A 17,177-nucleotide genomic window follows, 5' to 3' on the forward strand; every position below is an offset into this window, starting at 1 on the left:
GGCAACCGGCAACCGGCAACTGGCAACTACACAGCGTCAGACCCCGACGTAAACGTGAACTCGCGGATCCGCGCCGCGGGGCACACCACCGCGAAGCCCGAGCCGCCGACACCTTCGCCGCTGACGGTACGCTCGGGCGCCGTCATCGCGTCGAGATTGTTCAGCGCGAACACCGGACTTTCGTTCCAGCGCATGTTCTTGACCGGTCGGGTCACTTTGCCTTTTTCGATCAGGAACAGCCCGTCGCGGGTCAGCCCGGTCACGAGCAGCGTCTGCGGATCCAGCGAACGGATGTACCAGAAGCGCGTCACCAGCACGCCGCGCTCGACGCCGCGGATCAGATCGTCCATGGTGGCGGTGCCGCCGTCCATGATCAGATTGCCGGGATTCGGCGTCGGCTCCTTGCCCTGCTTCTGCGCCCAGAAGCGCGAGTACGACAGGTTCTTGAGCACCCCCTTGTCGATCCAGTCGATCTTCTTCACCGGGAGGCCCTGGCCGTCGAACGGCAGCGACGGGGCCAGCGGGTGCGCAGGATCCGAATAGAGCCGGACCTTCTCACCGACGATCTGTTCGCCGAGCCGCGTGCCGCCGCCCTTCTTCGAGAAGAAGCTGCGTCCCTCGTCGGACTGGCGGGCATCGGCGGCGAAGATCAGGTTGACGATCAGATCCGCCATCGCCGCCGGCTCGAGGACGACGGTGTACTTGCCCGGTTCGATCGCGGTCGGATTCTGCGAGCGGGCGGCCTTGTCGATGGCGGCGCCGGCCAGCCGCACGGGATCCAGCAGCCGCAGCTCGTTGTACGACTTCGACGCCCAGCCGGAGCCGCTGCCGTCCGGCGTCCGCGCGGTGAGGTTGTAGTCGGCGGCGGTGAACCGCCCGTAGCCGAACTGCCCCTTGGAGGTGGCCACCGCCTGGATCTGCGCCGAGGTCTCGACGAAGCCCGCCGCCACGACGTTCTTCGTCCTGGCCTCGTCGATCGCCGCCTTGACGGCATTCGCCCGCCAGTCCGGCGTCGCGCCCGCCGCGTCTTCGAAGTACGGGTTCAACGCCGCGTACGTCTGCGCGCCGAGCATCGGCATCGCCTCGGGGTTGTCGGGCGACAGCCTGGCGATCTCCTCGGCGTTGCGCGCGGCGCGCTGCAGGCTGGCATCGCTGAACTCCGACGCGGTGACGGTGCCGCTCTTCTGGCCGAACTTCGCGACGATCGCCAGGCTGTAGCCTGACGACGCCCCGGCCGTGGTCACGCTGTTGCGCGCGAAGCGCACGTTCGCGCGATCGCCGCCGGTGAGTACGACCTGCGTTTCCTCCGCCTTGCTGTACGAGAGCGCCCTGTCGGTGAGCGCCTTGGCCTGTTCGCGTGTCCAGATCATGAGCGTCCTTCGGCTGTCGAACGGAGGTGGGCGGAGAGGGAACGGATCTCAAAACGGAGGAACGGAGGGAACGGAGGTGAACGGAGAGCAGGAATCATATTCTTGCTCCGTTCACCTCCGTTGCCTCCGTTGCTCCGTTTTTGAGATCCGTTCCCTCCGCCACCCTCCGTTGATCAGCGTGCGGTGTTCAAAACATTCACTTTCGCGAACCGCGCGACCGGGCAGCCGTGGCTGACCGAGTTGCTCTGCACCGGCTGCCCCTTGCCGTCGCTGAACGCGCCGCCCAGCGCATACGTCGACTTGCCGCCGAGCATGTCGAGCGACTTCCAGAACTCCGGCGTGTTCGATTGATACGCGACGTCGCGCAGCTGGGTGGTGATCCGGCCGTTCTTCACCTCCCAGAAGGTCTGGCCGCTGAACTGGAAGTTGTAGCGCTGATGGTCGATCGAGTAGCTGCTGTCTCCCTTCACGAAGATGCCGTCCTCGGTCGCCGAGATGATGTCCTGCTCGGTGACGTCCTTCTCGTTCGGCAGCAGCGACACGTTGGGCATCCGTTGGAAGGGGACCGACGACCAGTTGTCGGCATAGCTGCAGCCGTGCGACTTCGTCTGTCCGATCAGATGCGCCTGGTCGCGCGTCGTCTGGTAGCCGACGAACGTGCCGTCCTTGATGATCGGGAAGCTGGTCGTCTTCACCCCGTCGTCGTCATAGCCGCAGGTGGCCATCGCCTTCTCCTGCGTCTTGTCGCCGACGATGTTGACCGTCGGCGCGCCGAACTGGAACGTGCCCAGCTTGTCGGTGGTCAGGAAGCTGGTGCCGGCGAAGTTCGCCTCGTAGCCGAGCGCGCGATCCAGCTCGGTCGGATGGCCGACCGACTCGTGGATCGTGAGCCACAGGTTGGAGGGGTGCAGGATCAGCGTCTTCTGGCCGGGGACGACCGGCTTGGCCTTGTGCATCGCGACCGCTTCTTCGGCGGCCTGCTTCGCTTCCTGCAGCAGCGGCAGGCTCTCGATGTACTCGTAGCCCATGCTCATCGGCGCCACCAGCGCGTTGCGCTGGTAGAAGCGATTGGTCGATCGATCGACCGCGGTGATCGAGAACGTGGGGTAGGAGCGGATCAGCGACTGGGTGATGTACGAGCCCTCGCTGGAGGCGAAGAACTTCTTCTCGTTGACGAACAGCATGAAGGCGGAGACGAACGTGGCGCCGGGGACCTTCAGCGCTTCGTCGTTGATCTGCAGCAACAGGTCGATCTTCGGCTGAATCGGGACCTCGAAGGGATCCTTCTTCACCGGCGTGTTCCACTCCGCATCGGGATAGGACTCGACGGGCGCCAGGCGCACCGGATCGGTGTTGATGGCCTTGTTCGCCTTCGCGATGCCGACCGCCTGCCGGGCGATCGCGGCGACGTCGTCCCTGGTGACGGCGCTGCTGCTGGCGAAGCCCCAGGTGCCGTCGACCAGCACCCGCACGCCGAAGCCGAAATCCTCGGCGTTGACGATGTTCTGGACGCGGCGGTCGCGGGTGAACAGGAACTGGTTGCGATAGCGGTTGATGCGGATGTCCGCGTAAGAGGCGCCGAGCTGCTTCGCGGTCGTCAGCGCCACGTCGGCCAGCCCCTTCAGCTCCTGATTGGGGGCCGCGAACAGCACCGAGGCGGGACGAAGCGTGGTTGCCGCGCCCAGCGCCAGCATCGACTGTACGAACTCGCGTCTATCGATCATGGCAGTTCCTCTGGATGGAGCAGCAATTCTAGAACGGACGGCGCCGGGCGCGCCGGATTTGGGACGAACGGCAGGAGAGCCGATCAGGAGGACTTCCACATCCGCGGCTCGAGTGCATACCTCGTATCCGCAGGCCTGCAGGTTTGAGCCGCAGTGGGCGGCGTGCACGGTCGGCGCCTCGCCGCGCGAATCGCGGCGAGCGCGTCTCAGGCGGTGCGGGTCTCGACCTGCGGGGCGGCGGCGCGGACCGGTTCGACGAGCAGGCGCAACGCGTAGGACGAGGGGGCGCCGGTCGCGCGGCTGTCGTCGCTGACGCGGAAGATGGCCGACAGGACGTTCGGTTTCCGCAGCGCTTCGGGCAGATCCGGGCGATGACGCGCCTCGCGATCGACCTGGAAGTACACCAGCCGGTAGAGCGGAATCGCGGCGCCGGTCAGCGCCTGCACGGAGACGCCGTGATCGCTCACGTCGCGCGTCACCACCGAGGCGAGCCTGGTGTTGCCGCGGGCGTCCTTCCACACGATCTGCCCCGGCACGGCCACAGGCCGGCGTTCCGAGGTGCGCTTCTCGGCGCGAGGCTGGCTGCCCTGAACGAGGCGAAGACGCTGCTCCATGAGTCCTCCGGTTGTTGGTGAATCCGCCATCCCTTATTACAAGGCGCGGGCCGCAGGACGACCAAACTGTGATTGCCGACGATAAGTCGCTGGATTAAAAGACGTTACTTCGATTTACGCAGATCGTCAGCGCCGGTGAAAATCGTATACCAGGTAACCATGTGGCTCACACCGTGGATACTTTGTATTCGATCCCCAGCCGCTCCATCTTCAGATAGAGCCCGCGGCGCGTGAGGCCCAGCGCGCGCGCCGACTGCGAGACATTCCCGGCGGTGCGCTGCAGCACCCCCTCGATCAGCTCGCGCTCCAGCCGCTCGACCGCCGCCGACAAGGTCACGTTGCGCGCGCGCCGCGGCGCCGAGGGCGTGTCGTCCGGCCCGGCGAAGACAGGGGAGAGCAGATCGGGAGTAATGAGCCCTCCGGACGCGGCCATCGCGACGGCGCGCTGCACTTCGTTCCGCAGCTGGCGGACGTTGCCCGGCCAGCTGTACGCGTCGAACAGGTCGAGCGTCTCCGGGCTCAGGCGCACGTCAGCTTTGCCGAGGCGCTCGCACGCTTCGCGCGCGAAGAACGTGCTGAGGTGGGGAATCTCCTCGCGCCGGTCGCGCAGCGGCGGGACGTGAATGCGGATGACGCTCAACCGGTAGAAGAGATCTTCGCGGAACCGTCCCTCGGTGACCCGCTGCTCGAGATCCGCATTGGTCGCGGCGACCACGCGGACGTCGACGCGGATCGGGCGGGTCTCGCCGACCGGGAGGATTTCCCCCTGCTCGAGGAATCGCAGGAACTTGGGCTGGACGTCGAGCGGCAGGTCGCCGATCTCGTCCAGGAAGATCGTCCCGCCCGACGCGCTGCGGATGACGCCCGGCTGGTCCGAGATCGCGCCGGTAAAGCTGCCGCGGCGGTGGCCGAACAACTGGCTGTCGGCCAGCTCGCGCGTCGCGCTGGTGCAGTTGTAGGGCAGGAACATCGCGCCTGAGCGCGCCGACCCCGCATGGATCGCGCGTGCCACGAGGTCCTTGCCGGTGCCGCTCTCGCCGGTGATGAGCACCGTGAGGTCGCTTCCCTGGAGGCGCTGGATCAGGTCGGCGACGCGCTGCATCGCGGCGCTCGAGCACACGAACCCGGGCAGCAGCGGCTCCAGCGAGCGCTCCACCGTGCCGGGCGCCGGTTCCGCCGGACGCTCGCGGGCGTAGCACAGCTCGAATCCCTGACGGAGCACCGCGCAGAGGGTGTGGAAGCGCTGCATCATCGGCGTCGAGAACGGACGGACGGCCGAAACCGCGGCATACCGCGCCCCCGCCGGGTCCCGGCCGATTCCCTCGACGACGACGAGGTGCGACGGCCCGCCGGTCAGCGCCCGCAGCGCCGCCCGCGCCAGGGCGCGCGCCGCTTCGGTGTCGCAGCCGGCCGCCGCCACCAGGTGCGCGTCCCCCTTCTGCGGCTGCGTGAAGATGATCGCCGCCTGCGCGTCACACGCCTCGAGCAGCGTCGTCGCCCCCTCCTTGGCGAGGAGCGCGGGGGTGACCGCCGCGTCCACGATCCGGCGGACGAGGGCGGCATCGCCGTCCGCATTGACGCCGAGGAACGCCCCCGTCCCGGCGGCGGGCATGGCGGCAATCGCCGCGCGCGTCTCCGCGAGGTCCGGCTGCGCGTCCAGCGACTCGAAGATCGCCACCGCGTCGGAGAGATACCGCGTCGCGCGCGACCGCGCCCCGGCGTAGCCCGCCAGCTTGCCCAGCTCGAGGTGGCTCAGTCCCGCCTGGTACTTCTCGCCGAGCAGGTCGAACACGCTGACGCTCTGACCGAGGTCGTGATACGCCTCGGTCGCGCGTCCGGCCTGCGCGTGAACCCGGCCGCGCAACCGCAGGAACTCTCCCCAGACGCTGCTCATCCCGGCCGCGGTGAACTGGCCGGCGACGTCGTTCAGCCGCTGTTCGGCCTCGTCGCGGCGGCCGGACGCGAGGAGCGCCTCGATCGCGATCAGCTCCGCCTGCGCGACGTACGCGGACGGCGCGTCGTCAGAGCGCGAGATCTGCGTGGCGGCCGCCAGGGCAGCGCGCGCATCGCCGCGACGGAGGGCGAGCCGCGCCTCGAGCGCCTGCACCGACCACTGGTACCACTTGTTCGAATCGCCGTAGGCTTCACGGGAGCGCTGCAGGCAGCGGCTGGCTTCCTCGTGGTTGCCGCGCACCAGGTGAATCTGCGCCAGCGTATCGAACACCGCGCCGGTGGTCTCGCGCATGAACTGAAGCGGGCTGCGGACGTCGAGCGCGCGATTGAGCGCCTGCTCGGCGCGGCGCAGGTTGCCCAGCCGGACGCTGATCTGGCCCAGCGACGCGAGCGCGATGCCCAGCCCGTGCGGCGTGCCGGCCGCTTCCTGCAGCTCGACGCTTCGCTCGGCGAGCGACAGCGCCTGATCGTGCCGGTGCTGCATCATCGCCACGTTCGCCTGGTTGCCGCAGACCGTGGCCACGACGTCGCCGGCGCGGACCATCAGCGCCAGCCGCTCTGCCTGGCGCAGCGCCGCCATCGCCTCGTCGAGACGCCCTTCCTGGGCGAGGGTGACGCCGCTCAGCGAATGCACGAGCGCCAGATTGCGGCTGTCGCCGGCGGCGTGCAGCGCGGACGCGGCCTGCGCGATGTGCTCGCGGACGATGGCGGTGTCGCCGACGTGGCGGTAGCAGAGCCCCAGTTCGTAGTGGGTGAGCCCGATGGCGCGCGAGTCGTGCGCCCGCTCGGCCTGCTTCAGCGCGCGGCCGAGCAGCGCGATGCCGCGGGAGGGCTCCCCTTTGGCGATTGCCAGCTTCCCGTGCAGCCGCCACAGCTCGGAGAGGCGTGCCGGATGCAGCCGCTCGCGCTCTTCGGGCGGCTGCCCGAGTGCGTCCGCCGCCTGCCGGATGTCATCCTGCTGGAACCACGCTTCCGCGAGGGCGGTGCGGACCTGGAGCGTCTCGTCGCGCGTGAGCCCGGGCGTCTTCAGCGCGCGGACGAGGAGGCTGGCCGCCTCGGCCCCGTGGCCGTGCTGCAGGGCGTCAGTCGCCTTGGCGAAGGACTCTGGAAGCGGCACCGCCGGGAGTATACCCGGTATACAGCCGGATGGATAGGGGGTTTACAGCCGCCGGGCGCGCGGGTCGGCAGCAAAGCGGTAGGTCAGCAGCTTGTAGATCAACTTCGCGCAGAGGAAGTTCGGGGCGATCATCCCGGGGATCGGGCTCAACTCGACCACGTCGGCGGAGACGATGCGCCGCTTCTCCGAGACGAGCCGCAGCAGGCGGGTGATTTCCGGCCAGGAGAGGCCGCCGGGCTCGGGGGTGCCGGTCGCCGGCATGATTGCCGGATCCATTCCGTCGACGTCGATGGTCACGTAGACGTCGTTCGACAGGCCCTCGACGACCGCGTCCATCCACGTCGGGCCGCGCCGCATGTCGGCGTCGTAGAACACGCGGCTCTTCAGCTGCGGCAGGACCTCGGCCTCCTCGGTCGAGAGACTGCGGATCCCGACCTGCGTCACCTCCGCGTACTGGAGCGATCGCCGCATGGCGCAGGCGTGGTTGTGGATCGTGCCCATGTAGGAGTCGCGCATGTCGGCGTGGGCGTCGATCTGCAGCACGGACAAGCCGGGGTATTTCCGCGCCGCCGCGGAGACGAGCGGCGGCGTGATCGAGTGCTCGCCGCCAATCGTGACCAGGAACTTGTCGCGCCCGATGATTTCGTAGGCGACGCGCTCGATCTCGTCGACGAGCGGCGCCATTTCGCCGAACGGCAGCTCCATCTCGGGGAGCGTGTAGATGCCGACGCCGTGCACGTCCGCCTTCAGCTCGTCGTCCCACAGCTCCATGTGGGAAGAGGCCTGCAGGATCTCGTGCGGACCGTTGCGCGTGCCTCCGACGTATGAGGTCGTGCGATCGACCGGACAGGGCAGGATCACGACGGCGGCCTCGTCGAAGCTGGGGCGGAGAGGCAGGGCGCCGCCGAACACCAGCGCTTCGGTGTGGTCGTACTTGAACGGGACATCCATGACTAGCGGGCCTCGAAGCGCGCGGCGGGAAAAGGGCGGCCGTTGACGGCCATCGTCGGACCCGAGAGCTCGAAGGCGATCGGCTTCCGGGCGGCGAGCGTCTCGCGCGCGCTCCCCGCCAGCGCGCTGACCAGCAGCGGCAGGGCGATGGTCGCGTCGGCGTGGACCGTGACCTGCTCGGCGTCGGTCGCCAGCTTGCCCCAGCTGCGCGCCTCCTCGAGGCTGGAGCCGGAGGCGCCGCCGAAGTGCGGCACGTCGGTCACGATTTGCAGGGCGTAGCGATGACCGCCGACGCGGTCGTCGAAGAACTCCGCCTGCACGCTCGCCTGGTTGATGAAATTCTTCGGCGTGCCGCCGCCCAGCACGATCGACGCCGTGCGCGGGTGGCGGATCACGATGTTCGCCGACTCGACGATGTCGCCGATGACGTCGATGAGCCCGGCGGTGGCGTCGCGGTTGCGGGCCTGCGAGAGGCCCATCCCGATGGACGAATCGGCAATCGCCGGGCAGAAGACCGGCACGTTGGCCCGGTACGCGGCGGTGAGGATGCCGTCCTGCCCGGTCTGCTGCCAGAGGTACTCGCCGAGCCGGTACAGGAACTCGCGCGAGGTATACGGCCTGCGCTCGAGCGTGAGCGCGAACGCCGCGATCCACTCGTCGTTGTCGCAGAACTCGTCTTCACTCGCGTAGGTGTCGTACACGCGATCGATGTGCTCGCCTTGCAGCTTGGCGTCGTCTTCGTGCGGCGACCCGATGAAGTGGTGCCGGCCGCGCGTTTCGTGCAGATCGTGGTAGAGGTTCGCGCCGGTCGACACCAGACAGTCGACGTAGCGGTTGGCGATGAGGTGGGCGACGATCATCCGCAGCCCGCCGGCGCTGAGCGCGCCGGCCATGCCGAGGAAGATCGTGCAGTCGGCGCCGAGCATCTTCTCCCAGATGCGCCGCGCCGTCGCCAGGTTGCGCCCCTGGAACGAAATCTTTTCCATCCGCGCCAGCAGATCGCCGGCTGCCGCGTCCGCCTGCACCGTGAACGGCTCGACGGGCGTGCGAAGAAAACGCGATTTCGTTTTCATGCCGCAGACATTCTGACACAGCAGCTTTCAGCTTTCAGCTGGGAGCTCGGTTAAAACGCGTAGCCGATCCGCGCGAAGCCGGCGAGGCGATCGCGCCCGGCGCCGTGCGTCCATGCGGCGCCGCCGGTGAGCGTCAGCGGCACGTAATGCAGAACGACGACGTCCGCGGAGATCTCGGCGCCGGTGGACGTGCGGATGTCGGCGGCGCGGAATCGGCGGTCCCACGCGTGACCGGCGTCGACGAACGCGGCCGCGTGGACGGTGTGGAGAAAGATCGGCCAGGTGCCGGCGCCGCGCTGCGGCCGCGCGAGCGGCACGCGGAGATCGAGATTCAGCACCGCAGCGCGTGTGCCGACCAGATCGTCGGGCGCAACCCCGCGCAGCAGACCGATCGCGTCGCGGCCGAAGTCGAACACCGGGTACGACGGTCCGGCGCCCGCGGCTGAGAACAGGCGCCGCGCGCGATTGTCGCCGAACGACGCAGCCGCGGCGATGCGGGCGGCCAGCACGGTGTGGCGTGTGAACACGCGCTGGAACCCGCGAAGGTCGACGATGGCTGCCGACGCGTTGCCATCGGAGCCGAGCGCCTCGCGGCTGGTTTCGCCGGCGACCTGGAGCGCGAACCCCTCCTCCGCGCCGATGGAGTAGCCGAACTGCCGGCGCCGGTCGTGGAGCCAGCCGCCGCGCAGCGATCGGAGATCGCGCCGGGGATCGATTGCCGCGCACGGCTCGTCGCAGGTGAGCGTGTCCGTCTGCGCGTCGAATCCGGCGGCGAACGTGTCGGAGGCGCGAAGCCGCCGGAAGGCGAGCAGCGCGCCGGCGAACAGCTCGCGCGAACGTACCGCGCCGAGCCGGACCGGATCGGTGTCGTCGGAGTAGCTGGCAAAGATCGTCGGACGCCAGCGGTCGTAGGCGTATGACACGCTCCAGTCGGGCCGCGCGCGCGTGCTCCAGCCGGCGCTCGCGGCATACGCATGGCGCCCCAGCGCGTCCGTCATCGCCGTCCCCGCGCCGATCACGGTCTCGCCGGCATCCGTCTCGATGACCGGCGTCCAGTAGGTGGGAGCCAGGGTCCGCAGCGGGTCGTATTTGAAGCTGTCGGCGGCCCCCCCTTCCAGGGTGGCGGTCCCGGCGGACTGCGGGGCGGGATCCGAGGTCCGACGCCCAGACCCGACCCAGGGTTCCGGTTGCCCGCGAGTGATGGCGCGCGGATCATACGCGACCGAGAACAGGTCGCTCCCGTCCTTGGTGTAGCCGACGTAGATCAGCGTTCCATCGGCTGCCAGCTCGGGAGAGTGCGCGCCGCCGACGGTATCGGTCAGGCGTGTGATGAAGCCTTTCCGGTCGGCCCAACAGATTTGAAACGGTGCAGTGCCGTCGGCGGACGCGAACAGCACCGCCTGCCCATCCGGCGCCCAGGAAGGCGTCGCGATGCGCGCGTCATCACGGCTGTACAGCACGTGCACGCCGCCCGACTGGGGATCGACGAGCACCAGGTCGAATGCGCCCTTGTATCGGCGCGCGGCGGCGATGGTCCGGCCGTCAGGGGACCACCGCGGCGCTTCGTAGTCGGCCTCGGGATCGTCGACGAGCGTGCGCGGCGAGGCGGACGCGCCGGGCGTGAAGGGCAGCAGCACGAGTGCGCGGCGCCCGGTGGCCTGCGACGTCGCCACGATCCGTCCGCCGTCCGGCGAGAGATCCGGATCCGCGAGGCGCAGTCCGCGCGTCAGCCGCTCGACGCCGCCGCCGGTCGTGCGGACCGCATAGAGGTCGGAGTAGATCGCGACGGACCGCACTCTTTCGACCTGATCGAACACGATCCACTCGCGGCCGATCGACGTCCGCCCGCCGAGCGCCCGCCACGCGACGCGCGACGGCTCCCCGCCGGGGCGCAGGCGCATCAGAGCGGGGAACCCGTGCGGATTGGCCACGGCGTAGAAGATCGTTCCGTCCGGGGCGGCGCGCGGCGCCGTGACGGTGAATCCGTGATGCGTGAGCCGCCGCGCGCGCGCGTCGGTCCGGCTCGGTGCCGGGGACGTTCGTGACCCGCGGAACTCCTTCCAGAGATCGCTCGAGGATCGTCCGAACACCGTCTTGAACGCGCCGGCGCCGAAGAACGGCAGGCGCCCCGAGGTCGCGTCCGCGAGCTGCGCGAGCCGCTCGGCGCCGTAGCGGTCCGCGAGGAACTGATGGAAGTACGCGCCGTAGGCATACGGGGCATGCCCGCCGGGCCAGTCAGTGAGGCCGCCGCTCACGCGATCGATCGGCTCGAACCGTCCCTGGCTCGCCGCCACGTCCACGATGGCCCTGAAGTCACCCGCCGGGACGCGCCCCTGGCCGGTCGTCCGGCTCTCCTGGAACGTGGCGAGACCTTCGATCTGCCACACCGGCAGGAATCCGTTGGGAAACGCCGCCGGCACCCTGCCGAACGTGCGGCGCACCCCCTGCATGAAGCCGCGCGTGCGATCCAGGTGCAGGATGTGCGTGTACTCGTGGATGAAGACGAGCTCGAGCCAGTCGGTGGTGTTGCCGATGAGCGACGACACCGGCGGCGCCGCGGCGGCGATCTCGATCGTGTCGTAGGGGAACGGCGTGGCCCACCCGTTGGACACGTCGTTCTGGTCCACCAGGATCACCTGGACGCGTCCGCGCGGCACCCCCAGCGTCGTGCGCGACTGCTCGAAGACGCGCTCGGCGATCGCGGCCAGGCGGCGGGCGAGCGCCTCCTCCCCTCGATGCGCGTGAATGTCGAAATGCGGCGTGCGGATGGTGCGGAAGCGGAGCCGCGGATCGTAGCGCTCCGACGCGTGCACTGAAAGCGGCGCCATCGCCGCGATCGCCAGCGCGGCGGCGATCAGGGCGGCCCGGACGCTACCGGCGGCGCGCCCGATACACATCTTTGAGGAACGTGAAGTCCGCGATTGGCGAGAGGCGCACGCCCTGGAGATCGGGCTGAAACACCGCCACGTTGGTCTTGTACCAGAGCGGAATGTAGGGAACGTCCCGGGCGACCGCCTGCTGGATGTCTCCGTACAGCGCGCGCCGCTCGCCGTCGTCCAGCGCGGAGGACGCGCGTTCGATCAGGCCGTCGACCTCGGGATTGCGATAGTGCACGCGGTTGATGCCGGCGCGCGGCACCTGGCTGGAGTGGTAGAGCAGACGCAGCATGTCGGGGTCGGTGACCCCCACGAACTGCGCCGTGTACATCTGGAAGTTGCCCGCCACCATGTCGCGCTGGAGCGTGGCGAACTCCTGCGATCGGATCTGCAGCGCCACGCCGACGCGCGCCAGATCCTGCTGGATCGCCGCCGCCTGAATCCGGTAGACCTCGGCGGTCGATGTCTTGAGGGTGAGCGTCAGCCGCGGCCGCGGCCCGTCGCCGTCCGGATCCGGATACCCGGCCGCATCGAGGAGGCGGGCGGCTTCTGCAGGATCGTGGCGGAACTCGAACACGTCGCGGCGGAACGCCCACGACATCGGCGGCAGGACGCCGACCGCCGGAGCGGCGAATCCGCGGCGCAGGTACTTGACGATGGCCTGGCGATCGATCGCGAACCCGAGCGCGCGCCGTACGTCGACATGCTGCAGGATCGGATCTCTCAGGTTCAGGGCGACGTAGGCGTAGTCGGTGCCGGCAGCCGTCTCGATGCGCAGCTTCCCTTCGCGCTGCATCTGCCAGACGATGTCGGGGGAGACGTCGTTGACGACCAGGTCCACCGTCCCCTTGCGCAGCTCGAGGCCGCGCATCGTGTCGTCGGGCACCACCTTCAGCACGAGCCCGGGATTCTTCGCCGGCCCGTCGAAGTACTCGTCGAACCGCGCCAGCACGATGCGATCGTCCGGCCGGAACGAAACCAGCTTGTAGGGCCCGGTGCCGACGGGCGACCGCGCGTTCGCGCTGCCGGATCCCGCCTGGACGATGCCCATCACGAGATTGATCGGAAACGATCCAAACGGCGCCTTCAGCCGGAATGCGACGGTGTATGGGTCGAGGATGTCGACCGCCGCGACGTTCCGGTAGGCATTGGTGCGCCCGATGAACTTCGGATCGATCAGGCTGCGGAACGTGTACGCGACGTCTTCGGCGGTCAGCTCGCGGCCGTCGTGGAACGTCACGCCGCGGCGGATCCGCGCCACGTAGGTCAGCGGATCGGGGCGCTCGAGCGATTCGGCCAGCTCGGGCACCACGCGCAGGCTGGCGTCGATGCGCACCAGCGAGTTGTAGAGGAGCTGATGCGCCTTCTGCGACGCCTCGTCGATCCCGACGCGCGAATCGAGATTCACCGCGGAGTTCGTCATGCCGACGACGACGTAGCCTGGATCGTCGCGCGCGGTGCCGCACGCGCCCGCGGACAGCGCGACGGCGCCCAGCGCGACGACGGCCAGCACCCGACGCCCGCGCGCCGAACGCCGGGCGGAAGTGACGGTCACGATCCCGCTTCCTCCTTGAGCTGCGCGAGAAGCGTGAGGGCCTGCATGGGCGTGAGGTTGTCGAGGTCGAGGCCGCGCAGCTTGAGCCGCAGCGGATCGTCCTCCGGGGCGGGGGCGGCGAACAGGCCCAGCTGCTGCTGCGGCGCGGCGCCGCTCAACGAGGGCCGGCCGCCGCGCGACAGTTCGTCGCGCTCGAGGCCGGTGAGGATCTCCCGGGCGCGCGAGACCACCGCCGGCGGCAGTCCGGCGAGCCGCGCCACCTGGATGCCGTAGCTGCGGTCCGCCCGCCCCGGCACCACCTTCCGCAGCAGCACCAGATCGTCCTTCCACTCGCGCACCACGACGTGGAAGTTGGCCACGGAGGGGAGGGCGTCCGCCAGATCGGTCAGCTCGTGGTAGTGCGTGGCGAAGATCGTCTTCGGCCGCGACCGCGGGTTCGAGGCGAGATATTCCGCGACCGCCCAGGCGAGGCTCAGGCCGTCGAACGTGGCCGTGCCGCGGCCGATCTCGTCGAGGATCACCAGGCTGCGCGAGGTCGCGCAGTGCAGGATGTTGGCGGTCTCCTGCATCTCCACCATGAACGTGGACTGGCCGCGGGCGATGTTGTCCGACGCGCCGACGCGGGCGAAGATGCGATCGACGATCGGCAGCTTGGCGCTGCGCGCCGGCACGAACGATCCCGCCTGCGCCATCAGGCTGAGCAGCGCGCACTGCCGCAGGTAGGTGCTCTTGCCCCCCATGTTGGGGCCGGTCAGGATGATCAGCTGCTGCGCCGCGGCGTCGAGCGCGACGTCGTTGGGCACGAAGGCGTCCGCGACGTGCCGTTCCACGACCGGGTGCCGCGCGTCGGCGGCGGTCAGCTCGTCGCCGGCGTGCATCAGCGGCTTGGTGTAGTTGTGCACCGCCGCGGTCTCGGCGAGCCCGGCCAGGACGTCGAGCGCCGCCAGGCCGCGCGCGGTGTCCTGGATTCGCGGCGCCGCCGCCGCGACCCGCCCGCGCAGCGCGTCGAAGATCTCCACCTCGCGCTCGAGGATGCGTTCGTCGGCGCCGAGGACCTTCTCTTCGTACTCCTTGAGCGCCGGGGTGATGAAGCGCTCGCCGCCGGCGATGGTCTGCTTGCGATGGTAGTCCGCGGGCACGCCGCCGAGGTTCGACTTGGAGACCTCGATGTAGTACCCGAACACGCGGTTGTAGCGAATCTTCAGCGAGGCGATGCCGGTGCGCGCCCGTTCGGCCTCCTCCATCGCGGCAATCCGCTGCTTGCCGCTCCGGCTGATGCCGCGCAGCTCGTCGAGCTCGCCGTCGACGCCGTCGCGGATGGCGCCGCCGTCGCGCGCCGCGGCCGGCGGCGCCTCGACGAGCGAGGCCGCCAGCGCGTCGCGGACGTCCGCGACGTCGTCGAGCTCCGCCGCCAGGCTGCGCACGAGGGGAGACTGGAACTCGTCGAGCAGCAGGCGGACGCGCGGCACGGCCGCGATCGACTGCCGCAGCGCCACCAGGTCGCGCGGCCCCGCGGTCCCGAGCGCAGCGCGCGCCACCAGCCGTTCGATGTCGTGAATCGACTTCAGCGTCTCGCGCAGCTTGGCGCGCGCCGTGCCGCGGAAGGCGAAGTCCTCGACCGCGTCGAGGCGATCCTGGATCCGCTCGATGGCGACCAGCGGACGCAGCAGCCAGGCGCGCAGCTGCCGCCCGCCCATCGGCGTGATGGTTCGATCGATCTCGTGCAGCAGCGATCCGGCGCGGCCGCCGTCGGCGGCCTCGATCACTTCGAGGTTGCGCAGCGTGGTCGGGTCGACGATCAGGCAGTCGGCGCCGGTGCGGAACGAGAGCCCGCGAACGTGCGCGAGATCGGCCTTCTGGGTGTCGCGCAGGTAGTGCACGAGCGCGCCGGCCGCGGCAACGGCGGCGGTGCGTCCCTCGACGCCGAAGCCGAGCAGCGACTGCGTCTGCAATTGCTCCAGCAGCGTCCGGCGGGCGGCCTCGTACTCGAACGTCCACGGCTCCGCCTGCGTGATCCGCGCGTCGATGCGCGCCGCCGCCACCAGCGGCGCGGCGCCGGCGAAGCCTGCCGGCGCGAGCAGCTCGCGCGGCCTCAGCACCGCGAGCTCGTCTGCCAGCGACGCCATCGCCGTCTCGCCGGCGTACTCGGCCGTCGTGAACTCGCCGGTCGAGAGGTCGAGCAGCGCCACGCCGAAGCCCGGCGCGCCGCTCGCCGGCGCCAGCGACAGCATGAACGCCGGCTCCCGCGCGTCGAGATAGCCCGCGTCGGTCAGCGTCCCGGGCGAGACCACCCGCACGACTTCCCGGCGCACCAGCCCCTTGGCCTTCTTCGGGTCCTCGACCTGCTCGACGACGGCGACACGGAATCCCTTCTTCACCAGGCGCGCGATGTACCCGTCGGCGGCGTGGTGCGGCACCCCGCACATCGGAATCGCGCCGCCCGCCGCGTCCTTCGATCGCGAGGTCAGCGTCAGCTCGAGGGCGCGCGCCGCGGTCAGCGCGTCCTCGTAGAACATCTCGTAGAAATCTCCCATCCGGAAGAAGACGATCGCGTCGCGGTACTGGCGCTTCGCCTCGAAGTACTGACGCATCGCCGGCGTGGCGCCGGCCGGCTCGACCGACACGGGAGGGGAGGACATCGGCGGGGACTGGCGCGAGTATAACATTGCAGATCGATGCTGATTCTCGCGCTCGACACGTCGTCGGCCGCCGGCAGCGCGGCGATCGTGCGCGACGGCGCGCTCGCGATCGAGCGCGAAGGCGATCCGTCGCGGACGCACGGGCAGCGGTTGCCGCTGGAGCTGATGGCGATCCTGAACGAGGCGCACGTCGCGCTCGCGGAGGTCGACGCGTTCGCGGTCGTGACCGGCCCGGGATCGTTCACCGGCTTGCGCGTCGGCATCGCCACCATCCAGGGGCTCGCGCTGGCGCGCGGCAGGCGCGTCGCGCCGGTGAGCGCGTTCGAGGCGCTGGTCTTCCCGGCCGCCGGAGGCTCCGGAGTTTCCGGCCTCGAAGCCGGCGAGTCCTGCCGCGCGGTCTGGATCGATGCGCATCGGCGGGAGGTGTTCGCGGCGTTGTACGCCTCCGACGGACGTACGGTCCTCGAGCCGCCGACTTCGCTGTCGCCGGAAGCGACGATCGAGAACTGGATCGGCAGGATCGAGACCGGCGCGCGCGTGCACTTCGCCGGCGACGGCGCCGTCCGCTACGCCGACGTCATCCGCGCCGGCCTGGGCGAACGCGCGGTGATTCCCGGTGCGGTGCCCCCGCTGGCCGGCGCTGCCGGCCTGATCGCCGCGGCCGATCCCGCGCGCGCGGTCGCGCCGCACGCGCTCGTGCCCCTCTACGTCCGCCGCTCCGACGCGGAGCTCGCGCGCGATCGCGCGCGGTCCGGCTCCGCCGTTCCGCCGGTTCCGCGTCGCTGATGCAGGTCGAACGGCTGCGCGCCGGGGCCCGCGGCAGCGATCTCGACGCGGTCGCCGCGCTCGAAGCCGAGTCGTTCACCAATCCGTGGCCGCGCGAGACGCTGGTGTGGGAGCTCGAGAACTCCGACGTCACGCGCGCCTACGTGCTCCGCGAGGCCGATGGCGCCGTCGTGGCGTTCTGCGTCTGCTGGGTCATTTTCGACGAGTTGCACATAAATACACTCGCCGTGGCGCCAGCCGTCCGCCGGCAGGGGCGAGCGACGGCGCTCCTCCGGCACGTGATGGCCGAGGCCGCCGCCAGCGGGGCCACCAGGGCCACGCTCGAGGTTCGGGCTTCCAACGCGGCGGCCCTGGCGCTCTACGAGCGGCTGGGATTCCGGGTGGCCGCCACCCGGCCCGGCTACTACGTCAAACCGCCGGAAGACGCCCTCATCCTGTGGCGGGAAGGGCTTGACGCTTCACCTTGATGCCCCTTGTGCCTTGTGGTAGTTTCCCGGTTATGAATGTCCTCGGGTAGCT

11 protein-coding genes are annotated in these 17,177 nt (G+C 69.9%); 2 read left to right on the forward strand and 9 right to left on the reverse strand.

The features are described from left to right. Window positions 1–26 precede the first annotated feature (26 nt). From VFK57_22140 to mutS, 9 genes are all read right to left on the reverse strand, one after another. A complete protein-coding gene (locus VFK57_22140) occupies window positions 27–1,370 on the reverse strand; it encodes a TldD/PmbA family protein (GenBank protein ID HET7698431.1) in 1,344 nt (447 codons plus the stop codon). Between the two features lie 173 nt (window positions 1,371–1,543). Beyond that, the gene (locus VFK57_22145; protein HET7698432.1) at window positions 1,544–3,094 is read right to left on the reverse strand and encodes a TldD/PmbA family protein; all 1,551 of its coding nucleotides are present in this window, start codon (window positions 3,092–3,094) and stop codon (window positions 1,544–1,546) included. A 206-nt stretch (window positions 3,095–3,300) separates the two neighbouring features. Next, window positions 3,301–3,708 (reverse strand): hypothetical protein, encoded by a 408-nt coding sequence (locus VFK57_22150; GenBank protein ID HET7698433.1) that lies wholly within the window; start codon window positions 3,706–3,708, stop codon window positions 3,301–3,303. Window positions 3,709–3,874: 166 nt separating this feature from the next. Beyond that, window positions 3,875–6,778 carry a sigma 54-interacting transcriptional regulator gene (locus VFK57_22155; GenBank protein ID HET7698434.1) on the reverse strand — a complete coding sequence of 968 codons (2,904 nt, stop codon included), beginning with the start codon at window positions 6,776–6,778 and terminating at the stop codon, window positions 3,875–3,877. 42 nt (window positions 6,779–6,820) lie between these two features. Beyond that, window positions 6,821–7,729, reverse strand: a complete 909-nt coding sequence (speB, locus tag VFK57_22160) for an agmatinase (protein ID HET7698435.1) — start codon at window positions 7,727–7,729, stop codon at window positions 6,821–6,823. A gap of 2 nt (window positions 7,730–7,731) precedes the next feature. Then, window positions 7,732–8,802, reverse strand: coding sequence for a deoxyhypusine synthase family protein (locus VFK57_22165; GenBank protein ID HET7698436.1), 1,071 nt, complete (start codon window positions 8,800–8,802; stop codon window positions 7,732–7,734). Window positions 8,803–8,852: 50 nt separating this feature from the next. Next, window positions 8,853–11,699 (reverse strand): hypothetical protein, encoded by a 2,847-nt coding sequence (locus tag VFK57_22170; protein HET7698437.1) that lies wholly within the window; start codon window positions 11,697–11,699, stop codon window positions 8,853–8,855. Next, entirely contained in the window at window positions 11,674–13,233 is a 1,560-nt protein-coding gene (locus VFK57_22175; GenBank protein HET7698438.1) for an ABC transporter substrate-binding protein, read from the reverse strand. Before VFK57_22175 ends, VFK57_22170 begins: the two co-directional genes overlap by 26 nt. Next, on the reverse strand, window positions 13,230–15,872 hold the full coding sequence (gene mutS / locus VFK57_22180) for a DNA mismatch repair protein MutS (GenBank protein HET7698439.1): 2,643 nt from the start codon (window positions 15,870–15,872) through the stop codon (window positions 13,230–13,232). The genes VFK57_22175 and mutS overlap by 4 nt, the downstream gene beginning before the upstream one ends. Window positions 15,873–15,908: 36 nt before the next feature. On the opposite strand from mutS, the gene tsaB reads away from it, so the two are divergent. Together tsaB and rimI are read left to right on the forward strand one after the other, a co-directional pair. Then, complete coding sequence (gene tsaB / locus VFK57_22185) at window positions 15,909–16,658, forward strand: tRNA (adenosine(37)-N6)-threonylcarbamoyltransferase complex dimerization subunit type 1 TsaB (protein HET7698440.1); 750 nt, start codon at window positions 15,909–15,911, stop codon at window positions 16,656–16,658. Then, window positions 16,658–17,125 carry a ribosomal protein S18-alanine N-acetyltransferase gene (gene rimI / locus VFK57_22190; GenBank protein HET7698441.1) on the forward strand — a complete coding sequence of 156 codons (468 nt, stop codon included), beginning with the start codon at window positions 16,658–16,660 and terminating at the stop codon, window positions 17,123–17,125. Before tsaB ends, rimI begins: the two co-directional genes overlap by 1 nt. The last annotated feature ends 52 nt before the right edge of the window (window positions 17,126–17,177 follow it).

This window comes from Vicinamibacterales bacterium (assembly GCA_035699745.1).
In the GTDB taxonomy this organism is placed as follows: Bacteria; Acidobacteriota; Vicinamibacteria; order Vicinamibacterales; family 2-12-FULL-66-21; genus JAICSD01.

What these genes read in the sequence shown, in the direction of transcription:
- speB (HET7698435.1), bottom strand. Translation starts at nt 7,729, where the DNA reads ATGGATGTCCCGTTCAAGTACGACCACACCGAAGCGCTGGTGTTCGGC.
- mutS (HET7698439.1), bottom strand. Translation starts at nt 15,872, where the DNA reads ATGTCCTCCCCTCCCGTGTCGGTCGAGCCGGCCGGCGCCACGCCGGCG.
- VFK57_22150 (HET7698433.1), bottom strand. Translation starts at nt 3,708, where the DNA reads ATGGAGCAGCGTCTTCGCCTCGTTCAGGGCAGCCAGCCTCGCGCCGAG.
- rimI (HET7698441.1), top strand. Translation starts at nt 16,658, where the DNA reads ATGCAGGTCGAACGGCTGCGCGCCGGGGCCCGCGGCAGCGATCTCGAC.
- tsaB (HET7698440.1), top strand. Translation starts at nt 15,909, where the DNA reads ATGCTGATTCTCGCGCTCGACACGTCGTCGGCCGCCGGCAGCGCGGCG.
- VFK57_22140 (HET7698431.1), bottom strand. Translation starts at nt 1,370, where the DNA reads ATGATCTGGACACGCGAACAGGCCAAGGCGCTCACCGACAGGGCGCTC.
- VFK57_22170 (HET7698437.1), bottom strand. Translation starts at nt 11,699, where the DNA reads ATGTGTATCGGGCGCGCCGCCGGTAGCGTCCGGGCCGCCCTGATCGCC.
- VFK57_22165 (HET7698436.1), bottom strand. Translation starts at nt 8,802, where the DNA reads ATGAAAACGAAATCGCGTTTTCTTCGCACGCCCGTCGAGCCGTTCACG.
- VFK57_22145 (HET7698432.1), bottom strand. Translation starts at nt 3,094, where the DNA reads ATGATCGATAGACGCGAGTTCGTACAGTCGATGCTGGCGCTGGGCGCG.